We start from the raw sequence: 19319 nt of genomic DNA, 5'->3' as shown, positions 1-19319 counted from the left end.
ATGAGCACCCAACCACGCCGCTACCGCTCGCAGGACTGGTTCGATAATCCGGACCACATCGACATGACCGCGCTGTACCTTGAGCGCTTCATGAACTACGGGATCACGCCGGAGGAACTGCGTTCCGGCCGTCCTATCATCGGCATCGCCCAATCGGGCAGCGATCTGAGTCCGTGCAACCGCATCCACCTGGAACTGGCCAAGCGCGTGCGCGACGGCATCCGTGACGCCGGTGGCATCGCGATGGAATTCCCGCTGCACCCGATCTTTGAAAACTGCCGTCGTCCAACCGCCGCCATCGACCGCAATCTCGCCTATATGGGCCTGGTCGAGATCCTGCACGGCTACCCGATCGACGCCGTTGTGCTGACCACCGGCTGCGACAAGACCACGCCATCGCAGCTGATGGCCGCCGCCACCATCGACATCCCCGCCATCGTGCTGTCCGGCGGTCCGATGCTGGACGGCTGGCTCGATGGTGAACTGGTGGGCTCCGGCTCCGCCATCTGGAAGGGCCGCAAGCAGCTGGCCGCCGGCAAGATCGACAACGAGAAATTCCTGGAAATCGCCGCCGCCTCGGCGCCGTCGGCGGGCCACTGCAACACCATGGGCACCGCGTCGACCATGAACGCGATTGCCGAAGCGCTGGGCATGTCGCTGACCGGCTGTTCGGCGATTCCGGCGCCGTACCGCGAACGTGGCCAGATGGCCTACGAAACCGGCAAGCGCATCGTCGAAATGGCCAAGCAGGACCTGCGTCCGTCGCAGATTCTGAGCCGCGAGGCGTTCCTGGATGCGATCGTGGTCAACGCCGCCATCGGCGGTTCCACCAACGCCCAGCAGCACATCGTCGCCATGGCGCGTCACGCCGGCGTTGAACTGAAGTCGAGCGACTGGATGGAGTACGGCCATAAAGTGCCGCTGCTGCTGAACATGCAGCCGTCCGGTAAATTCCTCGGTGAGCGTTTCCACCGCGCGGGCGGCGTGCCGGCCGTGATGTGGGAACTGGAACAGCAGGGCAAGCTGCGTTCCGACCGCCTGACTGTTACCGGTAACACGATGAAGCAGAATCTGGTGGGCCGCGAAACCAACGACCGCGAGGTGATTTATCCGTTCAACGCGCCGTTGAAGGAAGACGCGGGCTTCTTCGTCCTGAAGGGCAATCTGTTCGATTTCGCCATCATGAAGACCAGCGTGATTTCGCCGGAATTCCGCGATCGCTATCTGAGCACGCCGGGCAAAGAGAACATCTTCGAATCGCGCGCCATCGTCTTCGATGGTTCGGGCGATTACCACGATCGTATCAACGATCCGTCGCTCAACATCGACGAGAACTGCATCCTGGTGATTCGCGGCGCGGGTCCGATTGGCTGGCCTGGTTCGGCGGAAGTCGTCAACATGCAACCGCCTGATGCGCTGATCAAGCGCGGCATCAACTGGCTGCCGACGCTGGGCGACGGCCGTCAGTCCGGCACCTCGGATAGCCCGTCGATCCTGAACGCCTCGCCGGAGAGCGCGGTGGGTGGTGGCCTGGCTTACATCCGCACCGGCGACACCGTGCGCGTGGATTTGAACGAGGGTAGCTGCAATATGCTGATCAGCGACGAGGAACTGGCCAAGCGCAAAGCCGAGGGCATTCCGCCGGTGCCGGCCAGCCAGACGCCATGGCAGCAGCTGTATCGCTCGACCGTTGGGCAGATGGAAACCGGCGCCTGCATGGAGCTGGCGCTGGAGTACCGGAATGTGGGGCAGAATCTGGCGCGCCACAACCACTAGCACCGCACGTCATTCCGGCGAAAGCCGGAATGACGGTGCCAATAACAATTACTGGAGACGACAGACATGAAGAAGATTGTATTGAGCGCCGTGATCGGCGCAATGATGGCGCTGGGCGCCGGCAGCGCGATGGCCGATGCCAAGAATCCAAAGATCGGCTTTTCTATCGACGACCTGCGCCTGGAACGCTGGGCGCGTGACCGCGACTACTTCACCGCCGAAGCGGAGAAGCTTGGCGCCAAAGTCTATGTGCAATCGGCCGACGCCAGCGAGCAGCGCCAGATCGCGCAGATCGAGAACCTGATCTCGCGCGGCGTGGACGTGCTGGTCATCGTTCCCTACAACGCCACGGTGCTGAACAACGCCGTGCGCGAAGCGAAAAAGGCCAAGATCAAGGTGCTGTCCTACGACCGCCTGATCCTGAACGCCGACATCGACGCCTACATCTCCTTCGATAACGCCAAGGTCGGCGAGCTGCAAGCGAGCACGCTGGTGGCCCTGAAACCGAAGGGTAACTACTACCTGCTGGGCGGCGCGCCGACCGACAACAACGCCAAGATCCTGCGCGAAGGCCAGCTGAAAGTGCTGCAGCCACTGATCGACAAGGGCGACATCAAGGTCGTCGGCAAACAGTGGGTCAAAGACTGGAGCGCCTCGGAAGCGCTGGCCATCGTGGAAAATGCGCTGACCGCCAACGGCAACAAGATCGACGCCGTGGTCGCGTCGAACGACGCCACCGCCGGCGGCGCGATCCAGGCGCTGGCCGCGCAAAAGCTGGCCGGCAAAGTGCCGGTCTCCGGTCAGGACGCCGATCTGGCTGCCGTCAAGCGCGTTATCGCCGGCACCCAGGCCATGACCGTCTACAAGCCGCTGAAAGTGATCGCCACCGAAGCGGCGCGCTTGTCGGTGAAACTGGTGCGCAATGAAGCGCCGGCCTACAACTCGACCTACAACAACGGCATGAAAAACGTGAACACCTTGCTGTTGGCGCCTATCGCGCTGACCAAGGCCAACGTCGACACGCTGGTGACGGACGGTTTCTATACCAAGGCCCAGCTGACCGCCAAATAAGGAGTCAGCATGGCTGAATATCTTCTGGAGATGCGTAACATCGTCAAGGAATTTGGCGGTGTGCGCGCATTGAACGGCATCGATATCAAGCTCAAGGCCGGCGAATGCGCCGGTCTATGTGGCGAGAACGGCGCCGGCAAATCCACCTTGATGAAAGTGCTGTCCGCCGTGTACCCGCACGGCACCTGGGACGGCGAAATTCTGTGGGACGGCCAGCCGCTGCGGGCGCAGTCGATCCGCGAGACCGAGGCGGCCGGCATCGTCATCATCCATCAGGAGCTGATGCTGGTGCCGGAGCTGTCGGTGGCAGAGAATATCTTCCTCGGCAACGAGATCACGCTGCCGGGCGGTCGCATGGACTATGCCGCCATGAACCGCCGCGCCGAGCAGCTGCTGAAAGAACTGAATATCAACGATGTCAACGTGGTGCTGCCGGTGAAACAGTACGGCGGCGGCCATCAGCAGCTGATCGAAATCGCCAAGGCGCTGAACAAAAACGCGCGGCTGCTGATTCTGGACGAGCCGTCGTCGTCGCTGACGGCCTCCGAAATCAAGGTGCTGCTGAATATCATCCATTCGCTCAAGGCGAAGGGCGTCACCTGCGTTTACATCTCGCACAAGCTGGATGAGGTGGCGGACATTTGCGACACCATCGTCACCATCCGTGACGGCCAGCACATCGCCACCACGCCGATGCGCGAGATGAATATCGACCGCATCATCGCCCAGATGGTCGGCCGCGAGATGACGCAGCTGTATCCGCAACGCGAGCACACGCCGGGTGAGGTGATCTTCGAAGCCCGCAACGTGACCTGCTACGACGCCGACAATCCCGAACGTAAGCGTGTCGACAACATCTGCTTCAAACTGCGCAAGGGCGAAATCCTCGGTATCGCCGGTCTGGTGGGCGCGGGCCGCACGGAACTGGTGTCGGCCATTTTTGGCGCCTATCCTGGCCCGAGCGAAGCGGAAGTTTGGCTGAACGGGCAGAGGCTCGATACCAGTACGCCGGTGAAATCCATCCGCAACGGCCTGGCGATGGTGCCGGAAGACCGCAAGCATCACGGCATCGTGCCGGATCTGGGCGTGGGCCATAACATGACGCTGGCGGTGCTGAAGGACTTCTCGCGCGCCTCGCGCATCGACCAGGACGCCGAACTGGCGACCATCCGCAAGGAGATCAAGAGCGTCAAGCTGAAGACCTCCAGTCCCTTCCTGCCGATTACCGGTCTGTCGGGCGGCAACCAGCAGAAGGCGGTGCTGTCCAAGATGCTGCTGACCAAACCGAAGATCCTGATCCTGGACGAGCCGACGCGTGGTGTCGATGTCGGCGCCAAGTTCGAGATCTACCAACTGATGTTCGATCTGGCCAAGCAAGGCGTATCGATCATCATGGTGTCGTCGGAGCTGGCTGAGGTGCTGGGTACGTCGGACCGCGTGCTCGTCATCGGCGAGGGCAGGCTGCGCGGCGATTTCGTCAACGACAATCTTAGCCAGGAAACCGTGCTGGCGGCGGCGCTCGACGCCCATTGAATCAGGATGATCCATGAAGAGTAACAACATCAAACTATTGTTCACGCAGTACAAAATGCTGGCGCTGTTGATCGCGGTGGCGTTGATCTGGGCTTTCTTCAGCTACCACACCGAAGGCGGCTTCCTCACCCCGCGCAACTTGTCCAACCTTATGCGCCAGATGGCGATTACCGGCATCGTCGCCTGCGGCATGTCGCTGGTGATCATCGCCGGCGAGATCGACCTGTCGGTCGGCTCGCTGCTTGGCTTGTTGGGTGGGATCGCGGCGGTGCTCGATGTGACGCATCATCTGCCGTTGCCGGTCACGTTGATCGCGGTGCTGGTGGTCGGTCTGCTGATTGGCCTGTTCAACGGCTATTTGACGGCGTATCTGGGCATCCCGTCCTTCATCGTTGGCCTGGGCGGCATGCTGGCGTATCGCGGCATCGTGCTGGGCGTGACCGGCGGCACCACCATCGCGCCGGTATCGGACGATATGGTCTACATCGGCCAGGCCTACCTGTCGCCAACGCTGGGTATCGCGCTGGGCTTTGTGCTGTTCGCGGTTGGCGTTTACCTGGTGCTGCAGCGTCGCCGCGGCAGTGCCGCGCACGCGCTGGAAGTGGCGCCGATGTGGCGCGACGCCGCCAAGCTGGCCATGCTGGGCGTGGTGCTGGCGGCGTTCGTCATCACCTTCAATTCGTATGAGGGCATTCCGTTGCCGGTTCTGCTGTTGCTGGCTTTGCTGGCGGTGTTCAGCTACGTCACCACGCAGACGGTGTTCGGCCGCCGCGTGTACTCGGTCGGCTCGAACATGGAGGCGACGCGCCTGTCTGGCATCAACGTCAAATCGATCAAGCTGTGGATCTTCGGCATCATGGGCCTGATGTGCGCACTGGCCGGTATCGTCAACACGGCGCGGCTGGCGGCGGGTTCGCCATCGGCCGGCACCTCGGGCGAGCTGGATGCCATCGCCGCCTGCTTCATCGGCGGCACCTCGATGCGCGGCGGCTCCGGCACCGTGCACGGCGCTCTGGTTGGCGCGCTGGTCATGGCGTCGCTGGATAACGGCATGTCGATGCTGGACGTCGACACGTATTGGCAGATGATCGTCAAAGGAGCGATTCTGACATTGGCGGTATGGGTGGACGTCAGCACCCGCGCAGGCAAACGATAAATCAAAACATAAAAAACCACTGGAGATAAATGCATGACCAATCACCGTAGGCAGTTCTTGTCCTCCATGTCCGGCCTGGCCGCCGGCCTCACCGTCCTGCCGGCGTTCGCGGCTACCGCCAAGGCGCCCTACAAGGACGCTTCGCTGCCGGCCGAGAAGCGCGTCGATGACCTGATCGGCCGCATGACGCTGGACGAGAAGATCATGCAGCTGCGCTGCACCTGGCTGACCAAGGTCAATATTCAGGACGAGAAGGGCGAGTTTGTCGCCGCCAAGGCGCAGCGCGAATATCCGGACGGGATAGGCATGCTGGCGCGTCCATCGGACCGCCGCCTGGGGCAGGGCGCGGGCGCGGCCGGCGACGACGGCCAGGTGATGAACCGCACGGCGCTGGAGACGGCCAACTACGTCAACGCGGCGCAGAAGTGGGCGATGGAGCAGACCCGCCTGGGTATTCCGATGTTCATGCATGAAGAGGCGCTGCATGGCTACGCGGCGCGCCACGCGACCTCCTTCCCGCAGGCGATTGGCATCGCGTCCTCCTTTGACACCGAGCTGACGACCAAAATCTTCAGCGTGGCGGCGCGCGAGATGCGCGCACGCGGCGCCCACATGGCGCTGGCGCCGGTGGTGGACGTGGCGCGTGAGCCGCGCTGGGGACGGATTGAGGAAACCTTTGGTGAAGATCCTTACGTCACCGGTGAAATCGGCAAGGCGGCCATCCTCGGTTTCGCCGGCACCAATCCGGTGCTGGCCAAGGACAAGGTGTTCGTCACGCTGAAGCACATGACCGGTCACGGTCAGCCGGAAAACGGCACCAACACCGGGCCGGCGGAAGTGACCGAGCGCACGCTGCGAGAGGAGTTCTTCCCGCCGTTCGAGCGCGCCATCAAGGAGTCCAACGTCGGCGCCATCATGCCGTCGTATAACGAGATCGGCGGCGTGCCGTCGCACGCCAGCCACTGGCTGCTGCACAAGGTGCTGCGCGAGGAGTGGGGTTTCACCGGCATCACCGTGTCCGACTATATGGGCGTGACCGAGCTGGTGACGCGCCACAAGCTGGTGGAATCGAACAAGGAAGCGGCGTTCCGCGCCTTCAAGGCCGGCGTCGATGTCGAAACGCCGGACGGCAAGGCTTACAAGGAACTGGGCCAGCTGGTGAAGGAAGGGCGGGTCAGCGAGAGCGAGATCGATGTGGTGGTGCGCCGCATCCTGAAGATGAAGTTTGAAGCCGGCTTGTTCGAGAATCCGTATGTGGACGCCAAGGCCGCTGAAAGCCTGACCGCCAACAAGGACGCCATCGCGCTGGCGCGGCTGGCCGCCACCCGCACCCCGGTGCTGCTGAAGAACGACAAGGACGTGCTGCCGCTGGACGGCAAGAAGGTCGGCAAGCTGCTGCTGATCGGCACCCACGCCAAGGACACGCCGATCGGCGGCTACTCCGACATTCCGCGTCATGTGGTGTCGATCTACGAAGGGCTGCAGACGGAAGCCAAGGCGCAGGGCTTTACGCTGGCCTATTCGGAAGGCGTGCGCATTACCGAAAGCCGCATCTGGGGCAAGGACGAGATCAAGTTCACCGACCCTGCCGTAAATGCGAAGCTGATCGCGGACGCGGTGGAAGCGGCCAAGTCAGCCGACACCATCGTCATGGTCCTGGGGGACAACGAGCAAACCAGCCGCGAGGCATGGGCCGACACCCACCTGGGCGACCGCGAAACGCTGGACCTGATGGGCCAGCAGAACGACCTGGCGCGCGCCATCTTCGCGCTCGGCAAGCCGACCGTGGTGTTCCTGCTCAACGGCCGTCCGCTGTCGGTCAACCTGCTGGCCGAGAAGGCCGACGCCATCATCGAAGGCTGGTACATGGGCCAGGAAACCGGCAACGCCGCCGCCGATCTGCTGTTCGGTCGCGCCAACCCGGGCGGCAAGTTGCCGGTGTCGATCGCGCGCAGCGTCGGCCAACTGCCGATCTTCTACAACCACAAACCATCGGCGCGCCGTGGTTATATCGATGGTTCGACCAAGCCGCTGTATCCGTTCGGCTTTGGCCTCAGCTACACCAGGTTCGATATTTCGACGCCACGCCTGGCCAACGCCAAGATCGCGGTGGGCGAGTCGACCAAGCTGGAAGTGGACGTGACCAACACCGGCAAGCGCCTCGGTGATGAGGTGGTGCAGATCTACATCCGCGACGACGTCAGCTCGGTCACCCGTCCGGTGCTGGAACTGAAGGCCTTCAAGCGCGTGACGCTGAAGCCGGGCGAAAAGCGCACGCTGAGCTTTGACATCAAGCCGTCCGACCTGTGGTTCTTCAACACCGAGATGCAGCGTGTGGTGGAACCCGGCAGCTTCACCATTCACGCCGGACCGGATAGCGTGAACCTCAAATCGGTCAAGCTGATGGTGGGCTAACGCGAAAACAGCCGCCGTGCGCCGCTAGGTGCGCTGTCGAACATACGACCTGTTAGCCCGGCGGTACGATGGCCCCACAATATCAATCAATGTGAGGCTGATCATGGCAAGCGCAAAACAAGTCTTGGTGGTGGACGACAACGTGGACATGGTGGAATCGCTGTCGGCGCTTCTTCAGTGCCAGGGCTACGAAACCGCCGCCGCGCACAACGGCTATGAAGCGTGCGACGCGGTACGCGACGCCATGCCCAGGGCGATCATCATGGACCTGGGCATGCCGTGGATGGACGGCTTTGGCGCGGTGCGCGCGATCCGCCGCATGCCGGGCGCGCAGTCACTGCCGATCATCGCGCTGAGCGGCTCGGCCGACTGCGACTCGGCCAAGAAGGCCGTTGCCGCCGGCTTCACCCAGCATTTCTCCAAGCCGCTCAACTTCGATCATCTGAATCAATATCTGAGCAGCCTGTCGTAAGCGGCGTTGAATTCTAGCGCAGCGTTTCTGTCAGCACACGGCCTTCCGAGCCTGACGGCGGACGAACGCGCAGCAGGTGGGCCAGCGTCGGCGCGATGTCGACCACTTCGGCGTACTGGCCATAATCGCCCGGCTTGATCCAGCGTTTACCCATGATCATCAGCGGTACGTTGGTGTCGTAGGCGTAAGGGGAGCCGTGTGAGGTGCCGCTGGTACCGGTGCCGAAGTACCAGTATGGCTTGGTGACGACCATCAGGTCGCCCGACAATTCGCGGTTCCAGGCGCGGCGCATCAGGGTGTTGATGTGCGTGCCCTGTACCGCGCCGCTTTCAAACTGGGTGCGGGTGAAGGCATCGACGATGCCGTTCTGCGCCAGCAGGAATCTGGCGGCGGCGTTCTCCACATCTTCGCGTTTCAGCTTGTTCTGCTCCGCCAGCTTGTAATCCAGATGGATGTTGGGCAGCGACCACGCTTGTACCAGCTTGGCCACGCCAAACTTCGCTTCCAGATGCTTGTCCAACGCCGCCATCAACTGATTGCCGTCCAGGCGCTCGGCGTCGTAGTGCTGCGTCTTGGAGAATTCCGGCGTGTTCGGGAAGCCGTGATCGGCGGTCAGCACCACCAGCACATTGTCCATGCCCACCCGTTTGTCGAGATAGGTGAAGAACTCTGCCAGCATGCGGTCCAGGCGTTGCAGGTGGTCGTGCGACAGCTTGCTCTCCGGGCCGAAAGCGTGGTTGACGTAATCATGCGCCGACAGGCTGACGCCCAGCAGGTCCGGCACGCCGGCCGGATTGCGGCCGAGGTTTTCGCCTTCCACCGCCGCGCGCGCGAAGTCCAGCGTCAACTGATCCAGATATGGACCGACGCGCAGGCTGGCGTAGTAGCCGGCGTCGATCGCGCCGCTTTCGCTGTAGTAGGCGTAGGGCAGGCGGTTATGCTGGCCGGCTTTCGGCGCATTCAGGTCTTCCGGTGCGTCGGCCGCATAGGCGGCTTCCGGCAGCAGCGCGGACCAGGTCTTGCCGTAGTAGCGGTCCTGCGGCTTGGTGGCCAGGTATTTGGTCGCCCATTCCGGGTGCTGTTTCATGTAGTAGGTGCTGCTGGCGAAGTCGCCGGTTTTGTCCATGTACATATAGGCGGTGCCGGTTTTACCCGCCAGCAGGATCGCGCCGCGGTCCTTGCCGGAGACGGTGATCACTTTGCTCCTGCTGCCGGTGGCGTAGCGCAGTTCATCGCCCAGCGTGTTGACTTTCAGCCTGGCGGGGGAGGTGCCGTCGCTGGGCTGCGTCTCTTCGCCGATGTAGGTGTAGTTGGTGTCCTCGGTGCAGTAGACCGATTTTTTGGTGACCGGATCGATCCAGTTATTGCCGATGATGCCGTGCACATAAGGATAGGCGCCGGTCAGCACGGCGCTGTGGCCGATGGCGGTCACGGTCACGCCGTGCGCCTGGTGCGCGTTGCTGAAGGACGCGCCCTGGTCCAGCATGCGGCGCAAGCCGCCCTGGCCGAACTGGTCACGGTAGCGCTGCACCTGTTCATTCGGCAGGCCGTCCACCACCAGCACGACGACCAGTTTGGGCAGGGGGGAGGCGGCGGTGGGCGCCGCCGGGGCGGCATGTACGGTTTGCAGAGCGAGGCTGGCGGCCGCGATCACGATGGCGCGCAAGGACAGTGTTTTGGTCATAGGTCGTCGTCAGGTTGAATGTTGGAGGTGGCATGGTGCACCACCGGCGAGCGGCATGCTACCCCATTTGTGTGACCGCTGGATGACAACTTGGCCAGCCGTGGTGGCGGCTTAGCCGGCGCCGCGTGGCACGCGCGGGCCCAGTCGCAGCAGGCCGTCCAGCATCCGCCAGATGCTGGACGATGTTGGCCTGGTCCAGCGAGGCGTCGAAGTCGAAGCTGGCGACGTAGGCGCCGACCGGCACGGCGCTGCTGTTATAGATGGTGAGATTGCCGACCGGCGTAAAATCGAAGCCGAACAGGAAGTCGGTGGTGAAAAATTCGGCGTAGACGTTGTGCGGATCGAGGGCGCCGACATTGCTGCCGGCATAGTCGTCGGTGGAACTGAGCATGCCGCCGGCGCCATAGCTCGCGCTGATGACCGCGCGTTGCAGTGGACCGTCTTTTGTGTTTTTGATATGATTCCGGCGCGGAGTCGCCACAACAGTGTTGTAAAGAAACTTTTTCTGAGGAAAAGCGTACTTTTTTGAAGTAGATGCCGCCACGAAATAGAAACTATTGCCAAAACGCTGCTAGAATGTAGCAGTGAGAAATCCTCTTGCAGGAGTCGATTATGATTATGATCAACAATATTGGTGGTGCCACCTTGTCCGCAGCCCTGGTTGCAGACAAAGCACTTGCGCCTGTTAAAACAGGCATTGAGAACAGCACGAACGCGGATATGAGCGCATCGGTCGCCGCGTATTTGTCGTTGCTTGGCTTCAATGCCACCAGCCCCCTGCAGGCTGATACGAGCAACTCGGCCGATACCGGCGACCAGGCGAATGCGCTGGTCAAGGCGGTGTCGCAAGACGATACGCTGAAAAGCGCGCTGCAACAGTTTGACGAAGGCTTGAAAAAACTGGTCGAGCGTCCGGAAACGCAAATTTTCCAGGCGCGCTTCAGCGCGGTCGACGCCAGCCAGAACAAAGCGGCGCCGGATGCCCTGCTGTCGCCAGTGCCGCTGCCGGGCGTGGGCGAAGACGGCGTGCTGGGTGTGCCGCCGCCGGCGACGGAACTGGCGGCCGACACCAATCACGACGGCAAGATCAGCGAAGAGGAACGGATTCGCTACGTGGCGCCGCTGACCTACCGCACGCTGGCGCATGACGAGGCGGTGGACGCCCAGACCAACGGCCCCAACATCTTCTCCGTCGCCGAAGTCAACCGCGCATATGGCGCGGCGGCGAAATCCGTGCCAGCCTGATTTACCGGTCACCCGACATGAACGGGCCTTGCCAGAGATGGCAAGGCCCGTTTTTTTATCGCTGCATGGCAATAAACCCACACCGGATCAGGAAAAAATGCGAATATGCCATGTACTTTATATTCGCAACGGTCGCAGGAGACTGCAGTGACAAAACGGATCATCATGCAATTCAATACGCTGGCTTTACGGGTCGGCGTCGCGGCGTTGTGCGCTGCGGGCCTTAACGGGTGCGCGCTCGGCCCGGACTTCAAATCACCCCCCGCCCCGGCCAACGCCGGCGACAGCTACACCCCGACCCCGCTGCCGGCACAGACCACCTCCGCGGCCGGCGTCAGCGGCGCGGCGCAGCGCTTCGCCATGGACCAGGAAATACCGGCGCAGTGGTGGACGCTGTTCCGCTCCCCGGCGCTGGACCAGTTGATACGCGGCGCGCTGGCGCAGAACCCGAACATGGCCGCCGCCGAAGCGACGCTGCGGCAGGCGCAGGAAACCTATAACGCGCGGGCGGGAAACCTGGTCTATCCGTCGGTGAACGCGCAAGTGGGCGCGGCGCGGCAGAAGACCAGCGTCACCACCGCCGGCGCCGCGGCCGGCGTGTACAACGTCTACAACGCCTCGGTCAACGTGGCCTACACGCCGGACGTCTTCGGCGGCACCCGGCGCACGCTGGAAGGCGCGCAGGCGGCGATCGACTATCAGCGCTTCCAGGTCGAGGCGACTTATCTGACGCTGAGCGCCAACGTGGTCACCACCGCGGTTCAGGAAGCCTCGCTGCGCGCGCAGTTGCAGGCCACGCGCGAAGTGCTCGATGCGCTGAGCAAACAGCAGAACGTCATCGAGAAGCAGTTTGAATATGGTGCGGTGCCGCGCACCACGCTGCTCAGCCAGCGCAATCAGGTGGCGCAAATCAACGCCACCATCGCGCCGCTGGAGAAGGCATTGGCGGCGGCGCAGCATCAGTTGTCCGTGCTGGCCGGTAAGCTGCCGGGCGAGGGCGGCATGCCGCAGTTCACGCTGGCGTCGTTGACCTTGCCGGAGCAGTTGCCGGTGTCGCTGCCGTCCGCGCTGGTGCGCCAGCGGCCCGACATCCGCGCCAGCGAGGAGCTGCTGCACCAGGCCAGCGCCGCCATCGGCGTGGCGACGGCGGCGCAGTATCCGCAGTTCACGCTGAGCGGCAGTTATGGCTCCTCGGCCGGCAGCTTCGGCAAACTGTTCGACGCCCAGACCACCGCCTGGAGCCTGGCCGCCGGCATCGCGCAGCCGATCTTCAACGGTGGCGCATTGAGCGCCGAGCGCCGCGCGGCGGAAGCGGCCTACGACGCGGCGGCGGCGCAGTATCGCGCCACCGTGCTGACGGCCTTCCAGAACGTGGCCGACACGCTGCGCGCGCTCGATGCCGACGCAGCGGCGCTGAAGTCGCAGGCGGAAGCCGAGGCGCTGGCCCAGGAAACGCTGACGTTGGCGCAGCAGCAGTACCAGCTCGGTGGCATCAGCTATCTGGTGCTGCTCGACGCGCAGCGCAGTTTCCAGCAAGCCCATATCAATCTGGTGCAGGCGCAAGCCGCCCGCTACGCCGATACGGCCGCGCTGTTCCAGGCGCTGGGCGGCGGCTGGTGGAATCGCGCCAACGGCGTCCCGGCCGCCACGGCGGTATCCGCCGCCGCGCCGTATGGCACCGAGCGCACTAATCGCACTAACCAATAACTTGAAAAGCAGGAGAACGATTCATGGCCAAGCGACCGATGACCAAGCGTATGCTCATCATGGTGGGGGGCGTCATTTTACTGATCGCCGTCCTCGCCTTCGGCAAGTTCCTACAGATTAAAAAGCTGATCGCCAGCGCGCCCAAGCCGGCCGCGCAGGTGGTCACCGCCGTCAAGGTGCAGACGGCCGAATGGCAGCCGCAGTTGTCGTCGGTCGGCACGCTGGCGCCAGTGCGCGGCGTCGATGTGACCACCGAGATCGCCGGCCTGGTGCGCGAGGTGCGCTTCAAGTCGGGCGACGAGGTGAAGGCGGGGCAGGTGTTGTTCGAGCTGAACGCGGACACCGACGTGGCGCAACTGCGCTCGCTGCAGGCGGCCGCCGACCTGGCCGCGACCACGCTGAAACGCGACAAGCTGCAACTGGCGGCGCAAGCTATCTCGCAGGCGCAGGTGGACGCCGATGAGGCGGACCTGAAGAGCAAGCAGGCGCTGGTCGCGCAGCAGAAGGCCGCCGTCGACAAGAAGACCATCCGCGCGCCGTTCGCCGGCAAGCTGGGGATCACCGCGATCAATCCGGGCCAGTACCTCAATCCCGGCGACAAGCTGGTGACGCTGCAAACCATCGACACCGTGTATGTCGATTTCTTCGTGCCGCAAAAGCAGCTGTCGCAGCTGTCCATCGGCCAGAAGATGAACCTGACCAGCGATGCCTGGCCGGGCGTCGGCTTCGCGGCCAAGGTCACGTCGATCAGCCCTAAAGTCGATTCGGCCACCCGTAACGTGCAAGTGCAAGCCACCGTGCCGAACGCCAAGCGCCAGCTGCTGCCGGGCATGTTCGCCAATGTCAGCCTGGATCAGGGCGCGCTGCAAAAATATCTGACCTTGCCGCAGACCGCCATCACCTACAACCCGTATGGGTCCACCGTGTTCGTGCTGGCGCCGCCGGCCGGCGAGGCGGCCAAGGACGCGCTGAAGGATGACAAAGGCCAGCCTTATCCGGTGGCGCAGCAGGTGTTTGTCACCACCGGCCCGACCCGCGGGGACCAGGTGGCGATCCTCACCGGCTTGAAGGAAGGCCAGACCGTGGTCACCAGCGGCCAGCTGAAACTGAAGAACGGCATGCCGGCGACCATCGACAACAAGGTGCAACCGGCCAACAGCCCGAATCCTACGCCGCAGGAAAAGTGAGGATAAAGCGCCATGAACTTTACCGATATCTTCATTAAAAAGCCGGTGCTGGCCAGCGTGATCAGTTTACTGATCATCGTGCTGGGCCTGCGCTCGCTGTTCAGTCTTCCGATCAACCAGTATCCGAAGACGCAGAACGCGGTGGTGACCATCTCCACCACCTACTACGGCGCGGATGCGGCCACGGTGGCCGGCTTTATCACGCAGCCGCTGGAATCGGCCATCGCGCAGGCGCAGGGCATCGATTACCTGTCGTCGTCGTCGAACAGCGGCGTGTCGACGATTACCGCCACGCTGCGCCTGAACTACGATTCCAACCGCGCGCTGACCGAGATCACCACGCAGGTGAACTCGGTGAAGAACCAGCTGCCGCAACAGGCGCAGCAACCGGTGCTGACGGTGCAGACCGGCCAGACCACCGACGCCATGTACATGGGCTTCTACAGCGACACGCTGCCGACCAATAACGTGACCGACTTCCTGGCGCGCGTGGTCAAGCCGAAGCTCGATTCGATCCAGGGCGTGCAGACCGCCGAGCTGCTGGGCGCGCGCCAGTTTGCGCTGCGCGCGTGGCTGGATGCCGGCAAGATGGCGGCGCACGGCGTCACGGCAGCGGAAGTCAGCGCGGCGCTGGCGTCCAACAATTACTTGGCCGGCCTGGGGGCGACCAAGGGCCAGGCGGTGACCGTGCCGCTGACCGCCGGCACCGACCTGCACACGGTGGAGGAGTTCAGGCAGTTGGCCGTCCGGCAGGAGGGCGGCGCCATCGTCCGCCTGGAGGATATCGCCAACGTCACGCTGGGATCGGAGAACTATGATTTCAACGTCGCCTTCAGCGGCGTGCGCTCGGTGTTCATCGGTATCAAGGTGGCGCCGGACGCGAACATCCTGGACGTGGCCAAGCGCGTGCGCGCAGCCTTCCCCGGTATCAAATCGCAGCTGCCGACCGGCCTGACCGGCGAAATCGTCTACGACTCGACGGAGTTCATCAACACCTCGATCGACGAGGTGGTGAAAACGCTGGTGGAAGCGCTGGTGATCGTGACGGTGGTGATCTATCTGTTCCTCGGCAGCTTCCGCGCGGTGATCGTGCCGGTGGTGGCCATGCCGCTGTCGCTGATCGGCACCTTCTTCGTGATGCTGATGTTCGGCTATTCGATCAACCTGCTGACGCTGCTGGCCATCGTGCTGGCCATCGGCCTGGTGGTGGACGACGCGATTATCGTGGTGGAGAATGTCGACCGCCACATGAAGGCGGGCATGAAGCCGATGGACGCCGCCATCCAGGCCGCACGCGAGCTGGGTAGCCCGATTCTGGCGATGACGGTGGTGCTGATCGCGGTGTATGTGCCGATCGGCTTCCAGGGCGGCCTGACCGGCGCGCTGTTCACCGAATTCGCGTTCACGCTGGCTGGCGCGGTGGCGGTGTCCGGCATCGTCGCGCTGACCTTGTCGCCGATGATGTGCGGCCATTTCTTCGATCCCAAGCAGGACGAGGGCAAGTTCGTCAAGGCCATCGACCGCGTGTTCGAGAAGGTGCACAACGGCTATCTGCGCGTGTTGCATAGCCTGCTCGACACCTGGGCGGTGCTGATTGTGTTCGGCGTTATCGTGTTCGGCCTGTTGATCATCCAGTTCAAGATGTCGCAGTCGGAGCTGGCGCCGGAAGAGGACCAGGGCATCGTGCTGTCGCAGGTGGTGGGCGCGCCCACCGCTACCTCGGACCAGATGCAGGCCTACGCCAAGCAGATTTTCGATGTCGCCAAATCGCTGCCGGAATATGAGCAGATGTTCCAGATCACCGGCGTGCCGACCACCAATGCCGGTATCGGCGGTGTGCTGTTCAAATCGTGGGACAAGCGTTCGCGCTCGGCGCACGAAATCCAGACCGAGTTGCAGGCCAAGTGGAACCACATCGCCGGCGGCCGCGTGGCGGCATTCCAGTTCCCGGCGCTGCCGGGCAGCTCGGGCCTGCCGGTGCAGTTCGTGATCACCACCACCGAGCCTTTCGAGAATCTGAACACGGTGGCGCAGGCGGTGTTGGCCAAGGCGCAGGCGGACAACAAGTTCTATTTCGTCGACGTCGACCTGAAGATCGATACCCCGCAAGCCAAGGTGGAGGTGGACCGCGACAAGCTGGCCACGCTCGGCCTGACGCAGCAGGACTTCGGCAACGCCATGGCGGCCGCGCTGGGCGGCGGCTACGTCAACTACTTCTCGATCGCCGGCCGTTCGTACAAGGTGATCCCGCAAGTGCAGCAGGTGGACCGCCTGAATCCTGACGATGTGCTGAACTTCTACATCAAAACGCCGAGCGGCGATATGATCCCGGCCAGCACCGTGGCCAGCATCAAGTACAGCGTGCAGCCGGAATCGATCACCCGCTTCCAGCAGTTGAACTCCGCCACCATTTCCGGTGTGACCGGTTCGTCGCAGGGCGACATCCAGCAGTACCTGCGCGACACGCTGAAGCAAGTGGCGCCGTCGGGCTACACGGCCGACTTCTCCGGCGAATCGCGCCAGTACGCGGCGGAATCGGGCGGCTTCGTGGTGACCATGCTGTTCGCGGTGATCATCGTGTTCCTGGCGCTGGCGGCGCAGTTCGAGAGCTTCCGCGACCCGGTCGTGATCCTGTTCTCGGTGCCGATGGCGCTGTTCGGGGCGATGACCTTTATCTTCCTCGGCTTCGCCTCGATCAACATCTACACGCAGGTGGGGCTGGTGACGCTGATGGGCCTCATCTCCAAGCACGGCATTCTGATCGTCGAGGTGGCGAACCATCTGCGCGCGGCCGGCAAGTCCAAGCGCGAGGCGATCGAGGAGGCATCGGCCACCCGTCTGCGTCCGATTCTGATGACTACCGCCGCCATGGTGTTCGGCGTGATCCCGCTGGTGATCGCCTCGGGCGCCGGCGCCGCCGGCCGTCACGCCATGGGCCTGGTGATCTTCACCGGCCTGTCGATCGGCACCTTGTTCACGCTGTTCGTGGTGCCGGCGATGTATATGTGGCTGGCGGGCGAGCATAAGGCCGAAACCCAACCGGCTAAGCTGCCGCCGGCAGAACCCGCGCCACAGGCGGCTCACTGAGCACGGCGATGGAAGGTGGCGGCAAATCCGGCGCCGGTCGCTGGCGCTGGTTGTCGGGCGGACGCCAGCGGCAACAGGAGGAAGTGATCCTGATGCTGCTGTGCGGCCTGACGATCATGAGTATTCTGCCATTCGGTATTTACCGTCTGCTGCAGGGTAGTTGGTCGACGGCGGCGGTCGACATGGCGCTGGTGGCCTCCATGTCGGCAGTCATCGTGCATGTCTGGCGCACCGGGCGCTATCAGTTGGCCGGCCTGGTGGTGACCATTGTCTACTCGGCCGGCATGGTCGCCGTGGTCTATCTGCGCGGCGTATCGCTGGTGTACTGGGTGTATCCGACCATGATCGCCGCTTATTTCGTGGTGCGGCCGATACACGCGGTGGCGATCAACGGTGTTGGACTGGTGCTGCTGGTGGTGATGTTGTTCGGGCAAATGACACTGGTGAATCTGTCCACCATTATCGTCACCGTTGGCCTGGTCAATCTTTTCGCTTACGTATTCGCTTACCGCACCGGCCTGACCACGCAGCGCCTGCACACCGCGGTGGAACTGGATTTCCTCACCGGCGTCGGCAACCGCCGGGCGCTGGACCGCAAACTGCTGGAGCATGCGCAGGAACGCAGACCGCAGCTGGAGGCGAGTCTGTTGCTGCTGGACCTGGATCACTTCAAACAGGTCAACGACCAGCACGGCCACGCCGCCGGTGACAAGGTGCTCAAGCAGTTGGCGGAGCTGATGCGGGCGCATACGCGTTCGTCTGACCGCATCTTCCGCTATGGCGGCGAGGAGTTCGCCATCATCGCCAGCGGTGCCGGCTTGAGCGCGGCCGCGCATCTGGCGGAGGGACTGAGGGCGGCGGTGGCCTCGGCCACGCTGCTGGAAGGCCATCCGATCACCATCTCGGTGGGCGTGGCTTACATGGACAAGCGGCAGACGCCGGCCGAGTGGCTGGCGAGCGCCGACAAAATGCTGTACGCGGCCAAGCAAGGTGGCCGCAATGCGGTGCGGGTGGCGTCATGATGCTGGTCGCGGCATTATTGTTCGCGGCCACCACGCAAGCGGCGTCCGAGCCGCCACCCAAGCCGGCGGACGAACTTCTGGCGCCGGTACTGACCGATGAAGTGATCAGGAAGGCGGTCCGTGAGACCATCGCTGAAGACCCGCGCCCCGCGCCGGTGAAAAATCCCGACGCCGGCACAATCCGCGCCGACGCGATCAGCAACCGCATGAACGCCGCATTCGAGCAGGCCAGGGTTCCGGACTGTCTGCACGAGGATGCGCTGAAACTCCAGCCGGCCCAGATCGGCCCTATCGCCGTGGTGGGGCCGTACTCGCTGCCGTGGATCATCGCCGCCGTCGCTCGCGGCAAGTGTCGCTGATGTGACCAGGGGGTTGGCTAGAACGGGCGCACGCCGATCAGCGGCAAATGCAGCCACATGGCGAACACGCCGGCACCGATGACACCGGCGACGATGGTCAAGGCGGTGGCGGCGCCACTGCCGGCCGGGTAGCGGACGCCCAGCGCCGCGTCACGCTGGCGGGAGGCGCGGAACAGCAGGATGGCCCAGACCAGGAAGCCGCCGAACAGCAGAATGTCGTGCAGCGTGCCGTTGGCGATCAGGTGGGCCAGCGCCCAGGTTTTGACGCCGATGGTCATCGGGTGGTGCAGTTTGGCCTTGATGCCGTTGCGCGGGATGTAGGTGGCAGCCATGAAGATGAAGGCGATGACCGCCAGCAGTGCGGCGATGTGGCGCGTGGCCGGCGGCGGCGTCCAGATGACGATGGGCGCCTCGCGCGCCACGCCGTAGCCCCAGATAATCAGCAGCAGGCCGGTAATCGAGATCACCGAGTACATGGCGCGCCAGGTGTTCAGGCCGACGCGCGCGCGGGTGGCGTTGCGCCAGTCTTCGGCGACGACGCGAATCGAGTGCAGTCCGAGGAATATGATCAGGCCCAGTATGAGTATCGTCATTGCGCTTCCCTT

Annotated in this window: 15 protein-coding genes; 12 read left to right on the top strand and 3 right to left on the bottom strand. The window is 63.4% G+C overall.

Annotated elements, in window-relative coordinates; translation table 11 throughout:
• From GTP44_RS12040 to GTP44_RS12015, 6 genes are all read left to right on the top strand, one after another.
• The gene (locus GTP44_RS12040; RefSeq protein WP_160988896.1) at window positions 1–1776 is read left to right on the top strand and encodes an IlvD/Edd family dehydratase; all 1776 of its coding nucleotides are present in this window, start codon (window positions 1–3) and stop codon (window positions 1774–1776) included.
• Between the two features lie 66 nt (window positions 1777–1842).
• Window positions 1843–2847 carry a D-xylose ABC transporter substrate-binding protein gene (xylF, locus tag GTP44_RS12035; protein ID WP_160988897.1) on the top strand — a complete coding sequence of 335 codons (1005 nt, stop codon included), beginning with the start codon at window positions 1843–1845 and terminating at the stop codon, window positions 2845–2847.
• Window positions 2848–2856: 9 nt separating this feature from the next.
• Window positions 2857–4380, top strand: a complete 1524-nt coding sequence (xylG, locus tag GTP44_RS12030) for a D-xylose ABC transporter ATP-binding protein (RefSeq protein WP_161019619.1) — start codon at window positions 2857–2859, stop codon at window positions 4378–4380.
• Window positions 4381–4393: 13 nt separating this feature from the next.
• A complete protein-coding gene (locus GTP44_RS12025; RefSeq protein ID WP_160988899.1) occupies window positions 4394–5536 on the top strand; it encodes a sugar ABC transporter permease in 1143 nt (380 codons plus the stop codon).
• 33 nt (window positions 5537–5569) lie between these two features.
• A complete protein-coding gene (locus GTP44_RS12020; protein WP_161019618.1) occupies window positions 5570–7951 on the top strand; it encodes a glycoside hydrolase family 3 N-terminal domain-containing protein in 2382 nt (793 codons plus the stop codon).
• Window positions 7952–8054: 103 nt separating this feature from the next.
• Window positions 8055–8423 (top strand): response regulator, encoded by a 369-nt coding sequence (locus GTP44_RS12015; RefSeq protein WP_160988901.1) that lies wholly within the window; start codon window positions 8055–8057, stop codon window positions 8421–8423.
• Between the two features lie 13 nt (window positions 8424–8436).
• Here the strand turns inward: GTP44_RS12015 and GTP44_RS12010 are convergent, their stop codons facing one another.
• The gene (locus tag GTP44_RS12010; RefSeq protein WP_161019617.1) at window positions 8437–10107 is read right to left on the bottom strand and encodes an alkaline phosphatase family protein; all 1671 of its coding nucleotides are present in this window, start codon (window positions 10105–10107) and stop codon (window positions 8437–8439) included.
• 58 nt (window positions 10108–10165) lie between these two features.
• Window positions 10166–10498 (bottom strand): hypothetical protein, encoded by a 333-nt coding sequence (locus tag GTP44_RS12005; protein WP_161019616.1) that lies wholly within the window; start codon window positions 10496–10498, stop codon window positions 10166–10168.
• Between the two features lie 329 nt (window positions 10499–10827).
• On the opposite strand from GTP44_RS12005, the gene GTP44_RS12000 reads away from it, so the two are divergent.
• The 6 genes from GTP44_RS12000 (at window position 10828) to GTP44_RS11975 (ending at window position 18714) form a co-directional block, all read left to right on the top strand.
• Window positions 10828–11352, top strand: coding sequence for an EF-hand domain-containing protein (locus GTP44_RS12000; protein ID WP_229256884.1), 525 nt, complete (start codon window positions 10828–10830; stop codon window positions 11350–11352).
• A 147-nt stretch (window positions 11353–11499) separates the two neighbouring features.
• Window positions 11500–13059 (top strand): efflux transporter outer membrane subunit, encoded by a 1560-nt coding sequence (locus tag GTP44_RS11995; protein WP_371867209.1) that lies wholly within the window; start codon window positions 11500–11502, stop codon window positions 13057–13059.
• 38 nt (window positions 13060–13097) lie between these two features.
• Window positions 13098–14246, top strand: a complete 1149-nt coding sequence (locus GTP44_RS11990; RefSeq protein WP_160988992.1) for an efflux RND transporter periplasmic adaptor subunit — start codon at window positions 13098–13100, stop codon at window positions 14244–14246.
• A 12-nt stretch (window positions 14247–14258) separates the two neighbouring features.
• Window positions 14259–17333: an efflux RND transporter permease subunit gene (locus tag GTP44_RS11985; RefSeq protein ID WP_161019614.1), complete on the top strand. Its 3075-nt coding sequence runs from the start codon at window positions 14259–14261 to the stop codon at window positions 17331–17333.
• An 8-nt stretch (window positions 17334–17341) separates the two neighbouring features.
• Window positions 17342–18355: a GGDEF domain-containing protein gene (locus tag GTP44_RS11980; RefSeq protein WP_161019613.1), complete on the top strand. Its 1014-nt coding sequence runs from the start codon at window positions 17342–17344 to the stop codon at window positions 18353–18355.
• Window positions 18352–18714 carry a hypothetical protein gene (locus GTP44_RS11975; protein ID WP_161019612.1) on the top strand — a complete coding sequence of 121 codons (363 nt, stop codon included), beginning with the start codon at window positions 18352–18354 and terminating at the stop codon, window positions 18712–18714. The genes GTP44_RS11980 and GTP44_RS11975 overlap by 4 nt, the downstream gene beginning before the upstream one ends.
• Window positions 18715–18731: 17 nt before the next feature.
• On the opposite strand, the gene GTP44_RS11970 is transcribed toward GTP44_RS11975, so the two are convergent.
• Window positions 18732–19307: an NnrU family protein gene (locus GTP44_RS11970; RefSeq protein WP_161019611.1), complete on the bottom strand. Its 576-nt coding sequence runs from the start codon at window positions 19305–19307 to the stop codon at window positions 18732–18734.
• Window positions 19308–19319: the final 12 nt, after the last annotated feature.

Origin of the sequence: Duganella lactea, from assembly GCF_009857505.1 — a bacterium.
Classification (GTDB): Bacteria; Pseudomonadota; Gammaproteobacteria; order Burkholderiales; family Burkholderiaceae_D; genus Rugamonas; species Rugamonas lactea.
Note: the sequence above shows the minus strand (reverse complement) of the source record. Positions and strands in the feature narration are given on the sequence as shown.

Bases quoted from the DNA above. Each gene is read 5' to 3' on its own strand.
- GTP44_RS11970 (WP_161019611.1), bottom strand. From the start codon at position 19,307: ATGACGATACTCATACTGGGCCTGATCATATTCCTCGGACTGCACTCG.
- xylF (WP_160988897.1), top strand. From the start codon at position 1,843: ATGAAGAAGATTGTATTGAGCGCCGTGATCGGCGCAATGATGGCGCTG.
- GTP44_RS11990 (WP_160988992.1), top strand. From the start codon at position 13,098: ATGACCAAGCGTATGCTCATCATGGTGGGGGGCGTCATTTTACTGATC.
- GTP44_RS11980 (WP_161019613.1), top strand. From the start codon at position 17,342: ATGGAAGGTGGCGGCAAATCCGGCGCCGGTCGCTGGCGCTGGTTGTCG.
- GTP44_RS12020 (WP_161019618.1), top strand. From the start codon at position 5,570: ATGACCAATCACCGTAGGCAGTTCTTGTCCTCCATGTCCGGCCTGGCC.
- GTP44_RS12040 (WP_160988896.1), top strand. From the start codon at position 1: ATGAGCACCCAACCACGCCGCTACCGCTCGCAGGACTGGTTCGATAAT.
- GTP44_RS12000 (WP_229256884.1), top strand. From the start codon at position 10,828: ATGAGCGCATCGGTCGCCGCGTATTTGTCGTTGCTTGGCTTCAATGCC.
- GTP44_RS12010 (WP_161019617.1), bottom strand. From the start codon at position 10,107: ATGACCAAAACACTGTCCTTGCGCGCCATCGTGATCGCGGCCGCCAGC.
- GTP44_RS11985 (WP_161019614.1), top strand. From the start codon at position 14,259: ATGAACTTTACCGATATCTTCATTAAAAAGCCGGTGCTGGCCAGCGTG.
- GTP44_RS12015 (WP_160988901.1), top strand. From the start codon at position 8,055: ATGGCAAGCGCAAAACAAGTCTTGGTGGTGGACGACAACGTGGACATG.
- GTP44_RS12005 (WP_161019616.1), bottom strand. From the start codon at position 10,498: ATGCTCAGTTCCACCGACGACTATGCCGGCAGCAATGTCGGCGCCCTC.
- GTP44_RS11975 (WP_161019612.1), top strand. From the start codon at position 18,352: ATGATGCTGGTCGCGGCATTATTGTTCGCGGCCACCACGCAAGCGGCG.
- GTP44_RS12025 (WP_160988899.1), top strand. From the start codon at position 4,394: ATGAAGAGTAACAACATCAAACTATTGTTCACGCAGTACAAAATGCTG.
- xylG (WP_161019619.1), top strand. From the start codon at position 2,857: ATGGCTGAATATCTTCTGGAGATGCGTAACATCGTCAAGGAATTTGGC.